Annotated in this window: 18 protein-coding genes; 5 read left to right on the top strand and 13 right to left on the bottom strand. The window is 35.7% G+C overall.

Features of this window, described 5'->3' with window-relative positions; translation table 11 throughout:
- Window positions 1–51 precede the first annotated feature (51 nt).
- Window positions 52–1101, bottom strand: coding sequence for a cytochrome c oxidase subunit II (gene coxB, locus V7183_RS05975; RefSeq protein ID WP_097895031.1), 1050 nt, complete (start codon window positions 1099–1101; stop codon window positions 52–54).
- A 92-nt stretch (window positions 1102–1193) separates the two neighbouring features.
- Complete coding sequence (gene cyoE / locus V7183_RS05970) at window positions 1194–2117, bottom strand: heme o synthase (protein WP_097895030.1); 924 nt, start codon at window positions 2115–2117, stop codon at window positions 1194–1196.
- Window positions 2118–2616: 499 nt separating this feature from the next.
- On the opposite strand from cyoE, the gene V7183_RS05965 reads away from it, so the two are divergent.
- Window positions 2617–3546 carry a COX15/CtaA family protein gene (locus V7183_RS05965; protein ID WP_097895029.1) on the top strand — a complete coding sequence of 310 codons (930 nt, stop codon included), beginning with the start codon at window positions 2617–2619 and terminating at the stop codon, window positions 3544–3546.
- A gap of 209 nt (window positions 3547–3755) precedes the next feature.
- On the opposite strand, the gene pyc is transcribed toward V7183_RS05965, so the two are convergent.
- The 3 genes from pyc to V7183_RS05950 form a co-directional block, all read right to left on the bottom strand.
- Window positions 3756–7202 (bottom strand): pyruvate carboxylase, encoded by a 3447-nt coding sequence (gene pyc / locus V7183_RS05960; protein WP_335358973.1) that lies wholly within the window; start codon window positions 7200–7202, stop codon window positions 3756–3758.
- 396 nt (window positions 7203–7598) lie between these two features.
- On the bottom strand, window positions 7599–8789 hold the full coding sequence (locus V7183_RS05955; RefSeq protein WP_097895026.1) for an FtsW/RodA/SpoVE family cell cycle protein: 1191 nt from the start codon (window positions 8787–8789) through the stop codon (window positions 7599–7601).
- A gap of 123 nt (window positions 8790–8912) precedes the next feature.
- The gene (locus V7183_RS05950) at window positions 8913–9200 is read right to left on the bottom strand and encodes a YlaN family protein (protein WP_097895025.1); all 288 of its coding nucleotides are present in this window, start codon (window positions 9198–9200) and stop codon (window positions 8913–8915) included.
- A 148-nt stretch (window positions 9201–9348) separates the two neighbouring features.
- Here V7183_RS05950 and V7183_RS05945 point away from each other — a divergent pair, with 148 nt between their 5' ends.
- Window positions 9349–9846, top strand: coding sequence for a hypothetical protein (locus V7183_RS05945; protein ID WP_097895024.1), 498 nt, complete (start codon window positions 9349–9351; stop codon window positions 9844–9846).
- 58 nt (window positions 9847–9904) lie between these two features.
- On the opposite strand, the gene V7183_RS05940 is transcribed toward V7183_RS05945, so the two are convergent.
- On the bottom strand, window positions 9905–11233 hold the full coding sequence (locus V7183_RS05940; RefSeq protein WP_097895023.1) for a PhoH family protein: 1329 nt from the start codon (window positions 11231–11233) through the stop codon (window positions 9905–9907).
- Between the two features lie 244 nt (window positions 11234–11477).
- Window positions 11478–11933 (bottom strand): pyridoxamine 5'-phosphate oxidase family protein, encoded by a 456-nt coding sequence (locus V7183_RS05935; RefSeq protein ID WP_097895022.1) that lies wholly within the window; start codon window positions 11931–11933, stop codon window positions 11478–11480.
- Window positions 11934–12074: 141 nt separating this feature from the next.
- On the opposite strand from V7183_RS05935, the gene V7183_RS05930 reads away from it, so the two are divergent.
- A complete protein-coding gene (locus V7183_RS05930) occupies window positions 12075–12275 on the top strand; it encodes a YlaI family protein (RefSeq protein ID WP_097895021.1) in 201 nt (66 codons plus the stop codon).
- A gap of 36 nt (window positions 12276–12311) precedes the next feature.
- Here the strand turns inward: V7183_RS05930 and V7183_RS05925 are convergent, their stop codons facing one another.
- From V7183_RS05925 to typA, 3 genes are all read right to left on the bottom strand, one after another.
- Window positions 12312–12587, bottom strand: a complete 276-nt coding sequence (locus V7183_RS05925) for a hypothetical protein (RefSeq protein ID WP_335358972.1) — start codon at window positions 12585–12587, stop codon at window positions 12312–12314.
- Between the two features lie 14 nt (window positions 12588–12601).
- Window positions 12602–12904 carry a YlaH-like family protein gene (locus V7183_RS05920; RefSeq protein ID WP_097895019.1) on the bottom strand — a complete coding sequence of 101 codons (303 nt, stop codon included), beginning with the start codon at window positions 12902–12904 and terminating at the stop codon, window positions 12602–12604.
- Window positions 12905–13078: 174 nt separating this feature from the next.
- The gene (typA, locus tag V7183_RS05915) at window positions 13079–14923 is read right to left on the bottom strand and encodes a translational GTPase TypA (RefSeq protein WP_097895018.1); all 1845 of its coding nucleotides are present in this window, start codon (window positions 14921–14923) and stop codon (window positions 13079–13081) included.
- A gap of 140 nt (window positions 14924–15063) precedes the next feature.
- Here typA and V7183_RS05910 point away from each other — a divergent pair, with 140 nt between their 5' ends.
- Complete coding sequence (locus V7183_RS05910) at window positions 15064–15243, top strand: DUF5325 family protein (protein WP_141523161.1); 180 nt, start codon at window positions 15064–15066, stop codon at window positions 15241–15243.
- 43 nt (window positions 15244–15286) lie between these two features.
- On the opposite strand, the gene V7183_RS05905 is transcribed toward V7183_RS05910, so the two are convergent.
- Together V7183_RS05905 and V7183_RS05900 are read right to left on the bottom strand one after the other, a co-directional pair.
- Window positions 15287–16078 (bottom strand): inositol monophosphatase family protein, encoded by a 792-nt coding sequence (locus V7183_RS05905; RefSeq protein ID WP_097895016.1) that lies wholly within the window; start codon window positions 16076–16078, stop codon window positions 15287–15289.
- 89 nt (window positions 16079–16167) lie between these two features.
- Complete coding sequence (locus V7183_RS05900) at window positions 16168–16356, bottom strand: hypothetical protein (protein ID WP_001250169.1); 189 nt, start codon at window positions 16354–16356, stop codon at window positions 16168–16170.
- A 209-nt stretch (window positions 16357–16565) separates the two neighbouring features.
- Between V7183_RS05900 and V7183_RS05895 the strand changes: the two genes are divergently transcribed.
- A complete protein-coding gene (locus V7183_RS05895) occupies window positions 16566–17192 on the top strand; it encodes a YktB family protein (protein WP_335358971.1) in 627 nt (208 codons plus the stop codon).
- A gap of 81 nt (window positions 17193–17273) precedes the next feature.
- Here V7183_RS05895 and V7183_RS05890 read toward each other — a convergent pair.
- Window positions 17274–17381 (bottom strand): UPF0223 family protein (locus V7183_RS05890; RefSeq protein WP_335359019.1); only part of this gene is annotated, 108 nt, incomplete at its 5' end.

The raw sequence follows: 17381 nt of genomic DNA, 5'->3' as shown, positions 1-17381 counted from the left end.
TTTTGCTACAGCACTCACGTTTTCAACCTCCCCTTCGCAAATAATCCCTCTTTATTTCTCAACTTTCAACGTTTTCAAATATGCATTTAATGCATCTATTTGGTCATCCGTTAAGTTGCCATACTTACCAGTCATTTTATTTCCTGGCTTCATATTCTCGGGATTCTTTAGCCATTTTTTTACGTTTTCATCATTGTTTTCGGCAATCCCGGCAACCATATCGCGATCAGCGAAGTTTGCTAGGTTTGGCGCGATACGTGCAGAAGGTGGTCTACTATCATTTGATCCAACTGCGTGACAGCCAATACAACTTTTACTGAATATTTCCTTACCTTCTTGTTCTTTTGTAGAAGCGACTTCCTTCTTACCATCAAGTTTTTTCATATCAGCAAGCCAAGTTTTGTACTCGCTTTCATCAACAGCTTTTACTTTAAATTGCATTAAAGAATGTGATGGACCACAAAACTCTGTACAAAAACCATTATAAGTGCCTGATTTATCTGCTTTTAGCCACATTTTATTGACATTATCTGTATTCGTATCCATTTTTCCAGCTAAAGATGGAACCCAAAACGAATGTTTAATGTCGGCACCCTTCAAATTCAAATATATTTTCTTACCTGTGGGGATGACTAAATCTTGCGAAGTTACTATATTTTCTGATTTATAAGAAAATTCCCACCAATAAAGATTCGCTGTTACATCAACAACGATTGTATCTTTATCAATATTCTTTTTCTCCATCGCACTTACATCAGCAAGTTTAAACGTGTATGTAACGGTAGGGACAGCCAATATCAGTAACAAGATAATTGGAATGACTGTCCATATAATTTCTAGTTTGTGATTTCCTTCAACTTGCTCTGGGATGTAATCCTCCTGGCCTTTCTTTTGCCGGAAGCGCACAATTACATACAAGAAAATAATAGTAACTACAAGTACGACACCTATCATAATTGCACTTGCTAACAAGAGTAAATCATATTGCATTTTTGCTACTTCACCTTGCGGAATTAAAGTAGATTGAAAGGCTTTACCGCATCCCCCTAACAGTAAAGCCAGCAGTGAAACGAACGAAAGCAGTCGCCACTGTTTCTTCATACAAACAACCCCCACTTTCTTTGTGAATTAGATTGTACTTTATAGTAAGTAAAGTAAATCTCAACATAAAGAAATCCACTCATGTCGTTGTCTTAGAAGAATGTAACTACAATCATTGACACAAATAAGATTGTCAAGTAATTCAGGGAGTAGACAAACATTTGTACGGACCATTTGATGTCATCTTTCTTACGGAAGCCATAGAATCCTAATACGATCCATCCGATGTTAAGCAATGTTGCTATTACCATAAATGTTACACCAAGTCCACTCATATAAAATGGTAATGGTAATAAACATACTGTCCAAATCATGATTTGACGCTTTGTAATATCAAATCCATGAACAACAGGAAGCATTGGGATCCCTGCATTTCGATATTCATCAACACGTTTCATCGCAAGTGCGAGGAAATGTGGGATTTGCCAAATGAACATAATCAAAAATAACATCCAAGCGATTGGATGATCTAAACTAGGATCAATAGCGGCCCAACCAATTAAAGGTGGAACTGCTCCAGATACACTACCTACTACTGTATTTAGTGTATATGTTCGCTTTGTCCATAATGAATATAAAACAACATATGTGAAAGCACCAATGAAACCAATAAATGCTGCCATAGGTGTTGTAAGTAACAAGAATACAAATCCAAGAAGTAATAATGCAATACCTAATGTTAACACAAACCCAGGTTTATATTTTCCAGTTACTGTCGGACGGTTTTTTGTCCGTTCCATTAAGTGATCAATATCTCGATCAATATAGTTATTTAAGCTACATGACCCTGCCATAATTAATGCAGAACCAACAATTGTAAAGAACATTTTATCCAAGTGTTCCAAAACATTTAATCCATTAAAATGTACAGCCAACCAAAATCCTGTAAATACAGTTAGCGTATTTGAGTTTACAATCCCCATCTTAACGAGCGCTAATAAATCTTGTACACGTGTTGTTTCCGGTACATTTGTTACAGCTGACTCATCATGCAGCTCACTTGTTGCATGGTTCATCATTTCAACCCCCTCTTAAAACTTTCATCCTTCTTCTGCGTCTTTACTTTATAAAAGTAGTACGCTTCTATATAGCAATATTATTACAGTAGAAATGATGTTAACTCATTCTACTACTAATCTACGCTCATACTCCAATATATTAAATCATATTTCCCGAACATTTTGTGAAGAAAACATGAACTTTTTGTGTCGAATAATAAAAAAGTTTCTCCTATTCATTCCTATCATACCATGATGCTACCTTTTATAATAAACTATTTTGTCATATTTAGCATGTATTCCTTCCATTTCTTTTCATAATAGGTGTAATCCTCCCTAAATTATGTAATTTTTATTCCGTTTTTTTCTTTTTGTAAACATTTTATTCCCCCTCTTCATTTCTTTGCTATTTTATTATTTTTTATATATCATAGGACTGTAGCACATTTTGTTCTATAAACGTAACGGAATGAAAATATTTCGCAATAACTTCATAGCAGAAAGATGGTGAAAGAGATTGCAACGCTTTATTAAATGGTTAGCAGTCATTACAAGCCTCGACTTATTAGGGGTTTTATTAGGAGGAGCCTTAGTTACAAAAACCGGTTCAGGTCAAGGTTGCGGTAAATCATGGCCACTCTGTAATGGTGAATTGATTCCGTCTCATTTATCAATGGAAACAATTATTGAGCTAAGTCACCGCTTAACATCAGGATCAGCAGGAATTCTTGTTACACTTCTTTGCATCTTATCCTGGAAATATTATAAGCATGTGCGTGAAACAAAAACGCTTGCTATTTTATCGTTCGTATTTTTAGTTGCACAAGCATTAATGGGAGCAGCTGCGGTTGTTTGGGGACAAATACCCGCTGTATTAGCTATCCATTTTGGCATTTCCTTAATTTCATTTGCTTCGGTCATTTTACTAACGTGTCTTATTTTTGAAATTGACAAGAAATTTGATGCACGATCTCTCATTATGGACAAAAAAATGAAATTCCATATTTACGGTGTAACAATTTACAGCTATATTGTCGTCTATACAGGGGCTTTAGTACGGCATGAACATGCAAGCTTAGCATGTCCGTCCTTTCCGCTTTGTAGTAAAAATAGACCATGGCCTACTCAGTTACACGAATGGGTTCAAATGGGGCATAGGTTTGCTGCAACATTAATATTTGTTTGGATACTATATGCAATGATTCTAGCTATTCGCCAATATAAACAACAACGCGTTGTATATTGGGGATGGATTACTTCATTTGTTCTCGTTACACTTCAAGCAGTTGTGGGGATGTTAGTTGTATATACAGGCGCTAGTCTATCAATGTCATTATTACACTCACTCTTTATTTCTTGCCTCTTTGCTGTACTATGTTATTTGGTTATGTTAGGCACAAGGAGTACAGCAAATGCTAAAAAAACACAACAATCAACCTCAGCGTAAAATAAACAATCGTTTTAATAACTTGCCACTATGGCAAGTTATTATTTTTATCCCGATTGGTGAGGACTAATAATCAGCGGGGGATGAAGCCCCCCACTGATTAAAGTTTCACTTTATTTCTCGCCTAACTTCTTTACTTCTGTTAAGTATTACCGTTCGCCAATAACGAGATAAAAAAAGAGCCGCTTTTTAGCAGCTCTTTTTTATTATTAATGATCTAATTCCATTAATAAATCACCTGTTTGAATGGCATCGCCATCTTTTACATATACTTTCTTCACTTTACCGTTGAACGGAGCTTGAACAGTTGTCTCCATTTTCATTGCTTCCGTAATGGCCATGGAATCACCTTTTTTCACTTCATCGCCTTCATTTACGACAACTTTAATAACAGTTCCTGGCATCGTTGCACTAATATGATTTGGATTCTCACGATTTCCTTTCACACGCTGTGCAACTGTCGCTTTAATACTTTCATCTTTCACAACAATTTCACGAGGTTGTCCATTAAATTCAAAGTAAAGCACACGCGTTCCATCTGGCTGCGATTCTCCAATTGATACTAATTTAACCATCAATGTTTTACCACGCTCAATTTCCACATCAATTTCTTCACCAAGGCTCATGCCATAGAAGAATGTAGGTGTATCGAGCACGGACACATTTCCATAAAGCCCAGCAACTTTTTCATAATCCATAAACACTTTTGGATATAATGCATATGCAACTACATCAAAAATTGTTACTTCACGTCCAAGTTTATGGAATAATTCTTCTTTTAAAGCGTTGAAATCTACTGGTTCTAATAATTCACCTGGTCTTACTGTTATTGGTTCTTTCCCTTTTAAAATAATTTTTTGCAATTCTTTCGGGAAGCCACCATATGGTTGTCCAAGATCACCAGAGAACATTTCAATAACAGAACCTGGGAAATCTAAGGAATGTCCACGCTCAAAAATATCTTGTTCTGTAAGGTGATTTTGTACCATAAACAATGCCATATCCCCAACAACTTTTGACGATGGCGTTACTTTTACAATATCACCAAACATATCATTTACACGGCGGTACATCACTTTTACTTCGTCAAAGCGATCTCCTAATCCAACCGCCTTCGCTTGTTGCTGAAGATTACTATATTGCCCACCTGGCATTTCATGCATATATATCTCTGTATGAGGAGCATTCATACCACTTTCAAATGGTGCATAGTATTTACGAACATCTTCCCAGTAATGAGAAAGTTTTTCTAATGAATTCACATCAACATCTGGTTGTCTTTCATTTCCACCTAACGCATAGTATAACGTGTTCGCACTTGGCTGTGATGTTAAACCTGCCATTGAGCTTACTGCTACATCGACAATATCAACACCTGCTTCAATTGCTTTCGTGTACATTAAAACACCATTTCCACTTGTATCATGCGTATGAAGGTGAATCGGAATCGATATTGTTTCTTTTAGCGTAGAAACTAGATCGTACGCCGCATTTGGTTTTAATAATCCAGCCATATCTTTAATACCTAAAATATGTGCGCCTGATGCCTCTAATTCTTTCGCTAAGTTTTTATAATAATTCAAGTCATATTTACTGCGCATTGGGTCATGAATATCCCCTGTATAACACATTGTTGCTTCTGCAATCTTACCGCTATCTCTTACAGCATCAATTGCAACTCTCATACCTTCCACCCAGTTTAAGCTATCAAAAATACGGAATACATCAATTCCAGCTTGCGCTGAACATTCCACAAACTTTTGAATTAAATTATCTGGATAATTTTTATAACCAACTGCATTTGAAGAACGAAGAAGCATTTGGAATAATACATTCGGCATTCTTTCACGAAGTTCTAGTAATCGCTCCCACGGATCCTCTTTTAAGAAACGATACGCAACATCAAATGTAGCACCGCCCCACATCTCAGCCGAGAATAAATTCGGTAACATTCTAGCTGTTGGCTCAGCGATTTGATTTAAATCTTTTGTACGAATACGTGTTGCAAGTAGAGATTGATGTGCATCACGGAATGTTGTATCCGTTAAAAGTACACGTTTTTGATCTTGTACCCATTTTACTAAACCATCCGCACCGCGTTCATTTAGAATTTGTTTCGTTCCGTTTTGAATTGGTTCAGAATGTTTCGTGTTTGGTATACGTGCATCTGGGAAAATTGGTTTTTCTTTCTTACCTACCCCAGGGAAACCATTTACCGTTACCGTACCAATATAACTTAACATTTTTGTACCGCGGTCTTTACGTTTTGGGAATACGAACAGTTCAGGTGATGCATCAATAAATGATGTATCATACTCTCCTGACAAGAAGTTTTTATGTTTTACCACATTCTCTAAGAATGGAATATTTGTTTTAATACCACGAATACGAAATTCTTTTAAATTACGTTCCATTTTCGCAGCAGCTTGTTCAAATGTAAGTGCCCAAGTTGTCACTTTTACAAGTAAAGAATCATAGTACGGTGTAATAACTGCTCCTTGGAAACTATTACCTGTATCAAGACGAACCCCAAAACCACCACCGGAGCGATACGCCATAATTTTTCCTGTATCAGGCATGAAATTATTAAGTGGATCTTCTGTTGTTACACGAGATTGAATCGCATAACCGTGTACAATAATGTCTTCTTGTTGTGGCACACTCACTATCGAACTATGTAAAGCATGTCCATCTGCAATTAAAATTTGTGACTGAACAATATCAATTCCTGTAATCATCTCTGTAATTGTATGTTCTACTTGAACACGTGGGTTTACTTCAATGAAATAAAAGTCATCCCCTTTTACAAGGAATTCAACTGTACCAGCATTCAAATAATTCACATTTTTCGTTAAGTGTACTGCCGCTTCACAAATGCGATGACGAAGATCGTCGGCAAGTGATACACTAGGTGCAATTTCAACTACTTTTTGATGACGACGTTGTACAGAGCAATCACGCTCATATAAATGTACAACATTTCCTTCTTCATCCGCTAATATTTGCACTTCTATATGTTTAGGTTTTTCAACAAATTTCTCAACATATACTTCATCATTACCAAAAGCCGCTTTCGCCTCTGATTTTGCACGAGTATAAGATTCTTTTAATTCATCACTATTACGTACAATACGCATACCTCGACCGCCACCGCCAAGGGAAGCTTTAATAATTATCGGATAATCATACTTTTCAGCAAATTCTTCAACTTCTTTTAGTGAATTAACAGGTCCATCACTACCAGGGATAACTGGAATATTTGCTAATTGTGCTTGCGTTCTTGCTTTTACTTTATCTCCAAACATATCTAAATGTTTGCTCTTTGGTCCGATAAAGATAATCCCTTCTTCTTCACAACGTCTTGCAAATTGAATATTTTCTGACAAGAAACCATATCCAGGGTGGATTGCATCTACATGATTGCTCTTTGCAATCTCAATGATACCTTCAATATCAAGATAGGCATCGATCGGTTTTTTTCCTTCCCCTACCAAATAAGATTCATCTGCTTTATAACGATGGTAAGAACCGCTATCCTCTTTTGAATAAATTGCAACTGTACTTAACCCAAGTTCTGAACAAGCTCGGAATACACGAATTGCAATTTCTCCGCGGTTAGCTACTAATACTTTTTGAATACGTTGCAGCTTTGTCATGATTTTCCCCCTCTATTTTCCTACCACTCTAGAGATTAAATAAGCACATGTTCTAAAGAGCGTGAAGTTCTTCACTTTCTTTTCAAAATTCCACTTAGAAAGCTTCACCTTATTTTTATTCATCATACCTTATTTTTTAACAAATGATAAGTTTTCTAATCAATTTGTTTCACAAAAATAGTATAGCATACCTCTTCCTTTTCTAACAGACTTATTGTATATCACATTCAAATAAATATGTTACACTTTTGTTTTTTGGACAAAAAAAGTATAACATATTAAAAAATCAATATAATAAAAAGGCTCTGTGTTCGAAAACACAAAGCCTTTTTATTCCACTATTTGCTAGCAGTAATAATCAGCAGAGGATACAGCCCCGCTAGTTAAAGTTTTACTTTATTTCACGACAACAAGATGTCGTTCACCGTGTTCTTTTTTCTGATTTATTCTTTCTTGCTGCTTCTCTTGTTTTTTTACGTAACTGGCTATATTTAACAATATGCCCATTGCAAATAAATTAGCCATTAAAGAACTACCACCATAACTGATAAATGGTAAAGGTACACCAGTAAGAGGTAATAACCCAGACATACCACCAACATTAACCAATGTTTGTACTCCAATCAGACTAGCGATACCAATTGCTATTAAACTCCCAAATGGGTCTTTACACTTTTGAGCAATCCTAAATGAACGAATAATGATGAGTAACAAACAAATTAAAACAATCGCTACACCGATAAAACCAAGTTCTTCAGATATGATTGTCATAATAAAGTCTGTATGTGGTTCAGGTAAATACCCATACTTTTGTATGCTATTTCCAATCCCTCTACCATTTAGTCCCCCTGAAGCAATTCCAATAAAAGAGTTCACTAGCTGAAATCCCGTACCTTGTGGATCGTCAAATGGATTAAAAAACGCTGTAAAACGTGCTTTTTGGTAGGGTTTCAATGCATAGTTACCAACTAAGTATAAAAGCGGAATCCATACAATTGAGCTTAACAACAGACGCTTTATCCACTTGTTAATCGGAACTCCTGAACAAAGAAACATAATCCCGACAGTGCCTATAATCAACAATACCGTCCCTAAGTCATTTTGTTTCAGAATTAAAAATACCACTAACCCTATAAACAAAATTGTGCCTGCTGATCCTTTCCATACTGAAGTGTCTGTTTCTTGTCTTCTTGCAAAGAAACGTGCAAGTATGATAATGATAGCTATTTTAACAAATTCCGCCGGCTGTATACCAAACACCCACGCTTGCGCACCATTCGCTGTCGTTCCAAGCAATAATGATAAAGATAACAATCCAATGCTTCCTAGTATCATTAGTAACAAAACAATTCGTTTTCTCCAAAACTGATATGGAATCGCAGCGATCACTCCTAATCCCAATACTGTCCCTATACCTAATGCTACTAATTGCTTACGAAAAAAGTAATCACTCGGCAAATTCAGTTTAGCATACTTTGTAATAGCCAAAATAGAGCTAGCACTGTATACCATTATCACTCCCAGTACACATAAAATGACAAGAGGAAGCAATAATGAATAATCCATTGACTTCCATACTTTTTTCATGCAATATCCTCTTTCTGTTTTCATTTTAATTGTTGTATTCCATATGTATCAATATTCTTCCTGCTTTATTATACAAATAAAAAGCTCAAACTGAATCAGTTTGAGCCCCCTTATTTGAACCCGTTATTGTTGTTTATTTGTAAATGCTTCATGAAGTGCTGATAATTCCCGTTCAAGCTCTCCTAACATCTCTTTCCCTTGCTCTTCTGTAATAAGACCAAGACGAACCGCAAAGTCAACCTCACGGGATAGCCCAAACATTTGTGTGTCCAACACTTCTTCATATAATGGACATTGCGGCATCGTAAGGTGATCCATCTGCACCTTAATAAGTCTTAAAATCTTCTCCGCATCCGCTTGTAGAAGGGCAAGTGCCTTTTCCTGATGATTTGCTATTGTCTCAGACGCCAAATTGATTCCCTCCGTTTCCGTCCTACTATCCTATCTATTAATATTAGCGATAGTTTTAATAAATTGCAATAGAAACATTTTTTGTGACAACCGTGTCTAATCCTATTATACTGAAAAGTGGGAGCATAATACAAATGGGGGAACAACAATGAGTGAAATTTTGTTTATAAACGGAAAAGTACGCTTTCCAATTACCATCGATCCAAGCGTTTGGATTTTTGATGATCGAAAAGTAGATTTAACAACTTATTTTAGTGAAACTAGAGAAGAAACATCTGAATTAGAAACCTATCTGAAACACACTTCTGAACATTGGGACCGTGAGATTCGTGATGGTGCAATTTTCCCACCGATTCAAAAGAGCGTAAAGAAATTCAAAAAAGAGCAACTTATTACCGGAACATTCGGTATACCACTTCATCCCTTTTTCAAAAATGCCGAAATTATAGATAGTGCAACACATGTTGAAATTGAAACGCTGCATGATACAATCACATTTCCATTAGAAAAAGTCCAAAATGCTATTCTCGGCTTTTCAAAAGACGGGAAACCATTACGAGAGGACGGACCTGTTCACCTTTACTTTGATGACGGTTCTAATAAAAATAATCCGATTCGAAATATCCGTAAATTTACAGTTATTTAACCAGATGCTTCCTATCTAATAACAGAATAAAAAGGAGTGGGCTTTTGCCCACTCCTTTTTATAATAAATCTGCTGCTAATTGTGCTAAATTAGAACGTTCTCCTTTTACAAACTTTACATGCCCACTAATTCTTTGTTCTTTAAACTTCTCTACAACATATGTTAGGCCATTATTATATTCATCTAAATAAGGATGATCGATTTGCTGAGGATCCCCCATTAACACAATCTTACTTTTCTCTCCCACCCTTGTTAATATTGTCTTCACTTCATGTTTCGTTAAATTTTGTGCTTCATCAATAATAATAAATTGATCTGGAATACTCCTTCCTCGTATATACGTAAGTGCTTCGACCTCAATCGAACCCATACCTGCTAAAATAGCATCTAATTCACCAGGCTTTTTGGTATTAAATAAATACTCTAGGTTGTCAAAAATCGGTTGCATCCACGGCCTTAATTTTTCTTCTTTCTCTCCAGGTAAATAACCAATATCTTTTCCAACAGGGACGATAGGTCTTGCGACAAGAAGCTTTTTATACAAACCTAAATCCTCCGTTTGCATAAGTCCAGAAGCTAGTGCAAGCAACGTTTTACCAGTGCCCGCTTTACCTGTTAAAGTTACAAGCGGAATGTCTTCACGGAGCAATAATTCTAATCCCATAATTTGCTGTACATTTCGCGGACGTATTCCCCAAACTTGCTCATTATGAAAAATGAGTTTTTTTACTTTTTTCCCTAAGTTATCAACGATTCCAAGCGCAGAACTTGATCCCCCTAACGCATCTTTCATTACAATAAACTGATTTGGATAAAACGGGTGATTTGCAATTTCGGATAAAGGAAGCTCTCCTTTTTCATAAAAATAATTCAACTGTTCTTTTGATATGTAGCTTTCTAAAAATCCTGAATATATATTTTCCACTTCAATTACACGATCACTTAAGTAATCTTCGGCTTGTAAGCCTAATGCATCTGCTTTTACTCTTACAAGGACATCTTTACTTACTAAAATAACAGACTTCCCATCTTCTTTATCCTGCTCTTCTAAGGATAAATTTTTTGCGACCGCTAAAATACGATTATCATTTGTTTTTTCTACAAAAATATCTTGCAGTTGAACAAACGAGCGATGATTTAATTCAATACGAAATGTCCCTCCATTTTCCAGAGGAATACTTTCATGCAGCTTTCCAAGTTCACGAAATTTATCTATTAGCTTAGATACATAACGGGCATTTCGTCCAACTTCATCCATATAACGTTTTTTCGAATCAACCTCTTCTAATACAACTGCTGGAATCACTACTTCATTTGTTTCAAAAGAAAAAATAGATAAAGGATCCTGCAAAAGTACATTCGTATCTAACACATAAATTTTATCCAACCTGTTACCCCCTGACTCCACTTTTAAATTTGTAGAACAAGGGTTTCATCCATCACATAATATGGACGAACCATTGTTATAATTATATGTACCGTATAAACGAGGTAGAATCGAAATTCATATAAATTAAAACTTTTCTTCAATCTTTCTGCGTTCTCTCCTATTCAAAAGCACTTCATTATTAACATTTATAATTTACCAGGAAGTAGAAAAAGGATGAACCACCTCAGTTGTTCATCCACTTTCACAATTCTTTCATCCCTGTTAACACTTGATGATCAAGTTTTTTAGCAGCTCGAATATCGTATGTCTTTTCATATGTTGGTTCTGCAACAAGCCTTGCTCCGTAAAACATAACATCACGGACCTCTTTTACAGCTACTTCTACTACAGTTAACTTAAGGGAAACACCCTCCATTCTATCAGTTAAAACCTTTGCTTCACCGCTAATGGAAAATACGGATTCATTTGCCATTATAGTTAATACAAGTTCTGCATGATGTCTTAAATTTTCCACAATACGTGAACGTTGATCCACAGCAAATCGAATACTAGTCTCACTCATTGCATATACCCATGAAATAGCACTGACATTAGGAATATTTTTTTCAAAATCAGTAGTTGCTATTGTAACAATATTCTCCTTACGTAAAGATTGTACTAAGGAATCTGTCAATGTAGGTTCTACCACATTCGCCATATTTCCACCTCCAAATTTTTCTTATCTTTATGATAACTTATTTTTCGAATTGCGAAAATATTATTTTTTTCCTCTACAGTTCAAAAACATCAAACTTACATGATATACTTATAACGATAGAATTTGTATTGAGGTGACGAAATGAGAGTCAAATGCATGATTTGTGATAAAAAAGATGAGCTAGATGACGAAAACCCTATGGCCAAAAAGCTTCGTAACCGTCCAATTCATACATATATGTGCATGAAATGTACAGAGCGTATTACAGAACGTACAATGGAACGCCATGCAAGCGGCAAGTTTCATTTATATCGTGATAAAACAGTAGAAGATGAATGGTAACCTATAAAATAAGTCCTTAATCATTTAGATGAGGACTTATTTATATTTTTCTGGTTCTCGGTTCATCTGCTCTAAAAAACAATCAATCGATTCTAATGGAAATCTTGCAGACCGTATTTCTCCATCTTTTTCGTATGTAATTACATACATCTCCTCGTTCTTTTCAACCGTTATATTCTTTAATTGATAGTCCTCATATAGCATGTTATGAAATAACCCATATGTTTCTTGGGCAGCCATATCATGCGGGCGTGCTTCCATAACCGTTTTAATTGTTAACCAATTATATAGCGCATCTTGTACGGAACGCATGAAAACTTCCCCCTTTAACTTGCTTTCTGTTGCCTCGCTTGACGTAAGCGTAATCTATACATACCGAGCACAATTGCAGCCACAACAAGCCCCTCCCCAACTGGTAAAAAAACCGCAAAGAAAGTTAAAACAGTACACCCGATTGCTAAAGACACATAAATTACAATATTTTTTAGTAAAGATAACTTCCGAGCAAATCCTAAATTATATACAAGCGCACTTAATATGATGATTGTACCGTAAAGCAACCACATCCCCACTTCTGGATTGACATCTACATTGTACAACTTCGCAAAAAATGACATTTTTTCAAGCACTACACTTCTCCCCCTTACTCACGCAGATGAATAACAACTCCTTCTCTTTCATTTTCAATGTACTTACTATAAGAGTACCCTGCAAAAAAAGTACTGTCCACACAAAAGAGTAAATTTTCAAAAAATATTTACAATAAAAAAGCTGCCTTTTATCAAAAGGCAGCCCTACATTACTTAAGCTTCGACAGATTTCTTTTTCTTAGCAGCTCTTTCGCGCTCACTCTTATCAAGAATCTTTTTACGAAGACGAATTGATTCTGGAGTTACTTCACAGAACTCATCATCGTTTAAGTACTCTAATGACTCTTCTAAAGTCATTAAGCGTGGTTTTTTCATTGTTGAAGTTTGATCTTTCGTCGCAGAACGAATGTTAGTTTGTTGTTTCATTTTTACAACGTTAACTGTTAAATCATTCTCACGTGTATGTTCTCCAACAATCATACCAGCATATACTTCTGTACCTGGTTCAACGAAGATTACACCACGATCTTCAACTTGCATAATACCGTATTGTGATGCTTTTCCTGTTTCAAGTGAAACAAGAACACCTTGGCGACGTCCACCAACTTGTCCAGCATGTACTGGTTGGTAGCAATCGAATGTATGGTTTAAAATACCATAACCACGAGTTAATGTTAGGAATTCTGTCGTGTAACCAATTAAACCACGTGCCGGAACCATGAAAGTAAGGCGAACTTGACCGTTTCCGTTATTCACCATGTCTAACATTTCACCTTTACGTGCACCCATTGATTCCATAATAGAACCAGTGTATTCTTCAGGCACATCGATTTGTACGCGCTCTACAGGCTCACATCTTACGCCATCAACCTCTTTAATAATTACTTCAGGCTTAGATACTTGAAGTTCATAACCTTCACGACGCATGTTTTCAATTAAGATAGATAAGTGTAACTCTCCACGTCCAGATACAATCCATGCATCAGGAGATTCTGTATTATCTACACGTAAGCTCACATCTGTTTCTAATTGTGAACGAAGACGCTCTTCAATTTTACGAGATGTAATATATTTACCTTCACGACCTGCAAATGGGCTGTTATTTACAAGGAATGTCATTTGTAGTGTCGGCTCATCAATACGTAATAATGGTAATGCTTCTTGATGTTCAACTGGACATACCGTTTCACCAACGTTAATGTCTTCCATACCAGAAACAGCTACTAGGTCTCCAGCTTTTGCTTCTTCAATTTCTTGACGTTTTAATCCCATGTAACCAAATAATTTTGTTACACGGAATTGTTTTACACTTCCATCAACCTTCATTAGTGCAACTTGTTGTCCTACTTTCATTGTACCGCGGAATACACGACCAACTCCGATACGACCTACATAATCATTATAATCAAGAAGTGCTACTTGGAATTGAAGTGGCTCTTCACTGTTATCAATTGGTGCTGGAATATGATCAACAATTGTATCAAATAATGATTTCATATTCTCTTCTTGGTTTGCTGGATTTGAATCTAAGCTCGCTGTTCCGTTCATTGCTGAAGCAAATACAACTGGGAACTCTAATTGATCTTCGTTTGCACCAAGTTCAATGAATAAATCGATTACTTCATCAACTACTTCATCAGGGCGAGCAAAGTCACGATCAATTTTGTTTACTACAACGATTGGAGTTAAATTTTGCTCAAGAGCTTTCTTTAAAACAAATCGTGTTTGTGGCATACAACCTTCATATGCATCAACAACAAGTAAAACACCATCTACCATTTTCATGATACGTTCTACTTCTCCACCGAAGTCAGCGTGACCAGGTGTATCTAAAATGTTAATTCGTTTATCTTCATAGTGAATCGCAGTATTTTTCGCTAAAATCGTAATACCGCGCTCTCTTTCTAGATCATTTGAATCCATTGCGCGTTCTTCAACGTGTTCATTCGCACGGAAAGTCCCCGCTTGACGTAATAATTGGTCAACAAGTGTTGTTTTACCATGGTCAACGTGGGCAATAATTGCTATATTTCGTAAATCTTGTCGTTTTTTCAACATGTCCAACTCCTAGTGTCTTTTTAATCCTTCTCTATTATAAGAGCGAAGGGGATACAATGGCAATCAAAATAAAATCAAGAATGAAAATATAGTTGTATTCTTACTTTTGTGAAAGTAAAATGAGATTGGAGGGTGAAGATATGGAACACATTCAATATCGCTTTTTATTAATAGCTATTATCGGTGTTATTTTCTTAATTGGCATTGGAATTATGATTGCTGAAAATAGTCCCATCGGTGTTATTATTTGCATTATCGGAACATTTGTTACAGTTGGATACGGATTTGTAACAAAACGAAAAATGCGTAAATCACAGTAACAGTAAAAAGTAAGAAGCTTTTCGTAGCCTCTTACTTTTTTTGTTACTGTGATACAAATGGTAATAACTCTTCATATACTCCCGGCTTCGCAACTAATACACTACTTTTTTCTACAATAGAAATTGCTTTACCAGCAAATGTCGTTACTTTGCCATCAACTTCTTCTACAATGATTAGCCCTCCACCAAAATCCCAAGGAGATAATCGCGGCGTCACGTAAGCATCTAATCTCCCTGTTGCAACATATACCATTTCTAGTGCTGCGCAACCATATGAGCGTGTTCCTCGTGCTTTTTTCACGAGCTTCATCATTTTTTCCATATTAAGTAATGGATTATCAGTAAGCCACGTAGCATTTAAAGCGATAATTCCGTTTTCTACTGTACCTTTCTCTAAAGTAGGAATGGTTATACCGTTACAAAATGCTCCTTCCCCCTTTATAGCATGATACAGTTCGTCATGAACCGGATCATAGATGAGGCCAATTTTTCCGATACCGTTCTCATAAATGCCAATCGAAATTGCGAAATTTCTTTTTTGATGAACAAAATTCATCGTACCATCAATTGGATCAATTAACCAAACAACCCCATTCGGAGAAGTGATTTTGTCTCCATATCCTTCTTCTCCTAAAATATAATGATCCGGGAATGTTTCTTTAATTTTCCCAATTAAAAACTGTTCTATTTCTCGGTCCATATTTGTTACTAGATCAGTGACATTTGACTTCGTTTCTACAATAAGTGATTTTTTCAACGATGCCATTAAACGTTCCCCAGCTTCTCGAATCCACTGTTTTGCATGTGTATCGATTTCTTTCCATACCTCTTGCATATTTTAAACACCTCGATCTATACTGTTCACAGAAAAAACGAACCCTTTATAAGGTTCGCACCAACTAAATTTTTATACATATACTATTATTACGCTTCTAAACGAATCATTTCAAGTCTTAGCACTTCTAATTTTTGTACGCACTCTTCTTTTTTCTGATTATCATTCTCCATCATAGCATCATATAAAGTCGCTAATTCATAATCTAATTCCAATCTTAATACCGGAATTCTCTTTTCAGCATCTGTTCTCTTTAACGCATTAATCACCTGTCTCATTTTTATTTGCCTCCTCCCAATATTCGTCTGCCCTCGGACTAGAATTAACTTAATTTTCTGATTTTTTGTTTTATACTATACTATGTTGGATAAATCATCTATGCAACAAAATTATATTTTTTTTACTGAAATTTTTTTGTGCTGTTTTTTTATGAATCGTACAAGCTATGCTAAAATAAAAAAACAAACTAGGAGTTGGAGGAACTGTCATGACATTACAAACATTTAAATCAACTGACTTTGCTGTTTTTTCTGTTGATGGTCTTGAAGAACGAATGAATGCTATTAAAACAAATATTCATCCAAAATTAGAAGCTTTAGGCGAACAATTTTCCCATTATTTATCCGAGCAAACTGGGGAAACTTTTTTCTACCATGTAGCGAAACACGCACGCCGCAAAGTCAATCCACCAAACGATACTTGGGTTGCTTTTTCAACAAATAAACGCGGGTATAAGATGTTACCACATTTTCAAATTGGCTTATGGGGTACCCATGCCTTCATATACTTTGGTTTAATCTATGAGTGTCCGCAAAAAGTGGAAGCGGCTCATGCCTTCTTAGAACATTTAAATGATTTAAAAACAAATATACCAAATGACTTCGTTTGGTCCATTGACCATACTAAACCAAGTGTAAAATCACATAACATATTAGAATCGAAAGATTTACAAAAAATGATCGAACGCTTAGCCACTGTAAAGAAAGCAGAGCTATTAGTCGGTATTCATATCTCGCCAGAAGAATTTTCAGAAATGACCAATGAACAATTTCTTGCCAAGATTGAATCTACGATGCAATCACTCCTTCCTTTATATAAAATTTGTAATCGATAGTAGAAAACGGACAATATATATTGTCCGTTTTTAGTTGTTATCACATTATAGCACTTCAATTTTTATTTTTCAAAATCTTTTTTATATTTTAACAATCTTTTGTTCTTCTACTTCTTTCGCTTTTTGCATGGCACGATATATAGAATATCCACTTACCTCTTGAAACTCTTTATCAATTTTCTTCTCTTC

The sequence above is a fragment of the Bacillus sp. JJ1127 genome, assembly GCF_036965845.1.
In the GTDB taxonomy this organism is placed as follows: Bacteria; Bacillota; Bacilli; order Bacillales; family Bacillaceae_G; genus Bacillus_A.
This window is presented reverse-complemented; position numbering and strand designations above follow the sequence as displayed.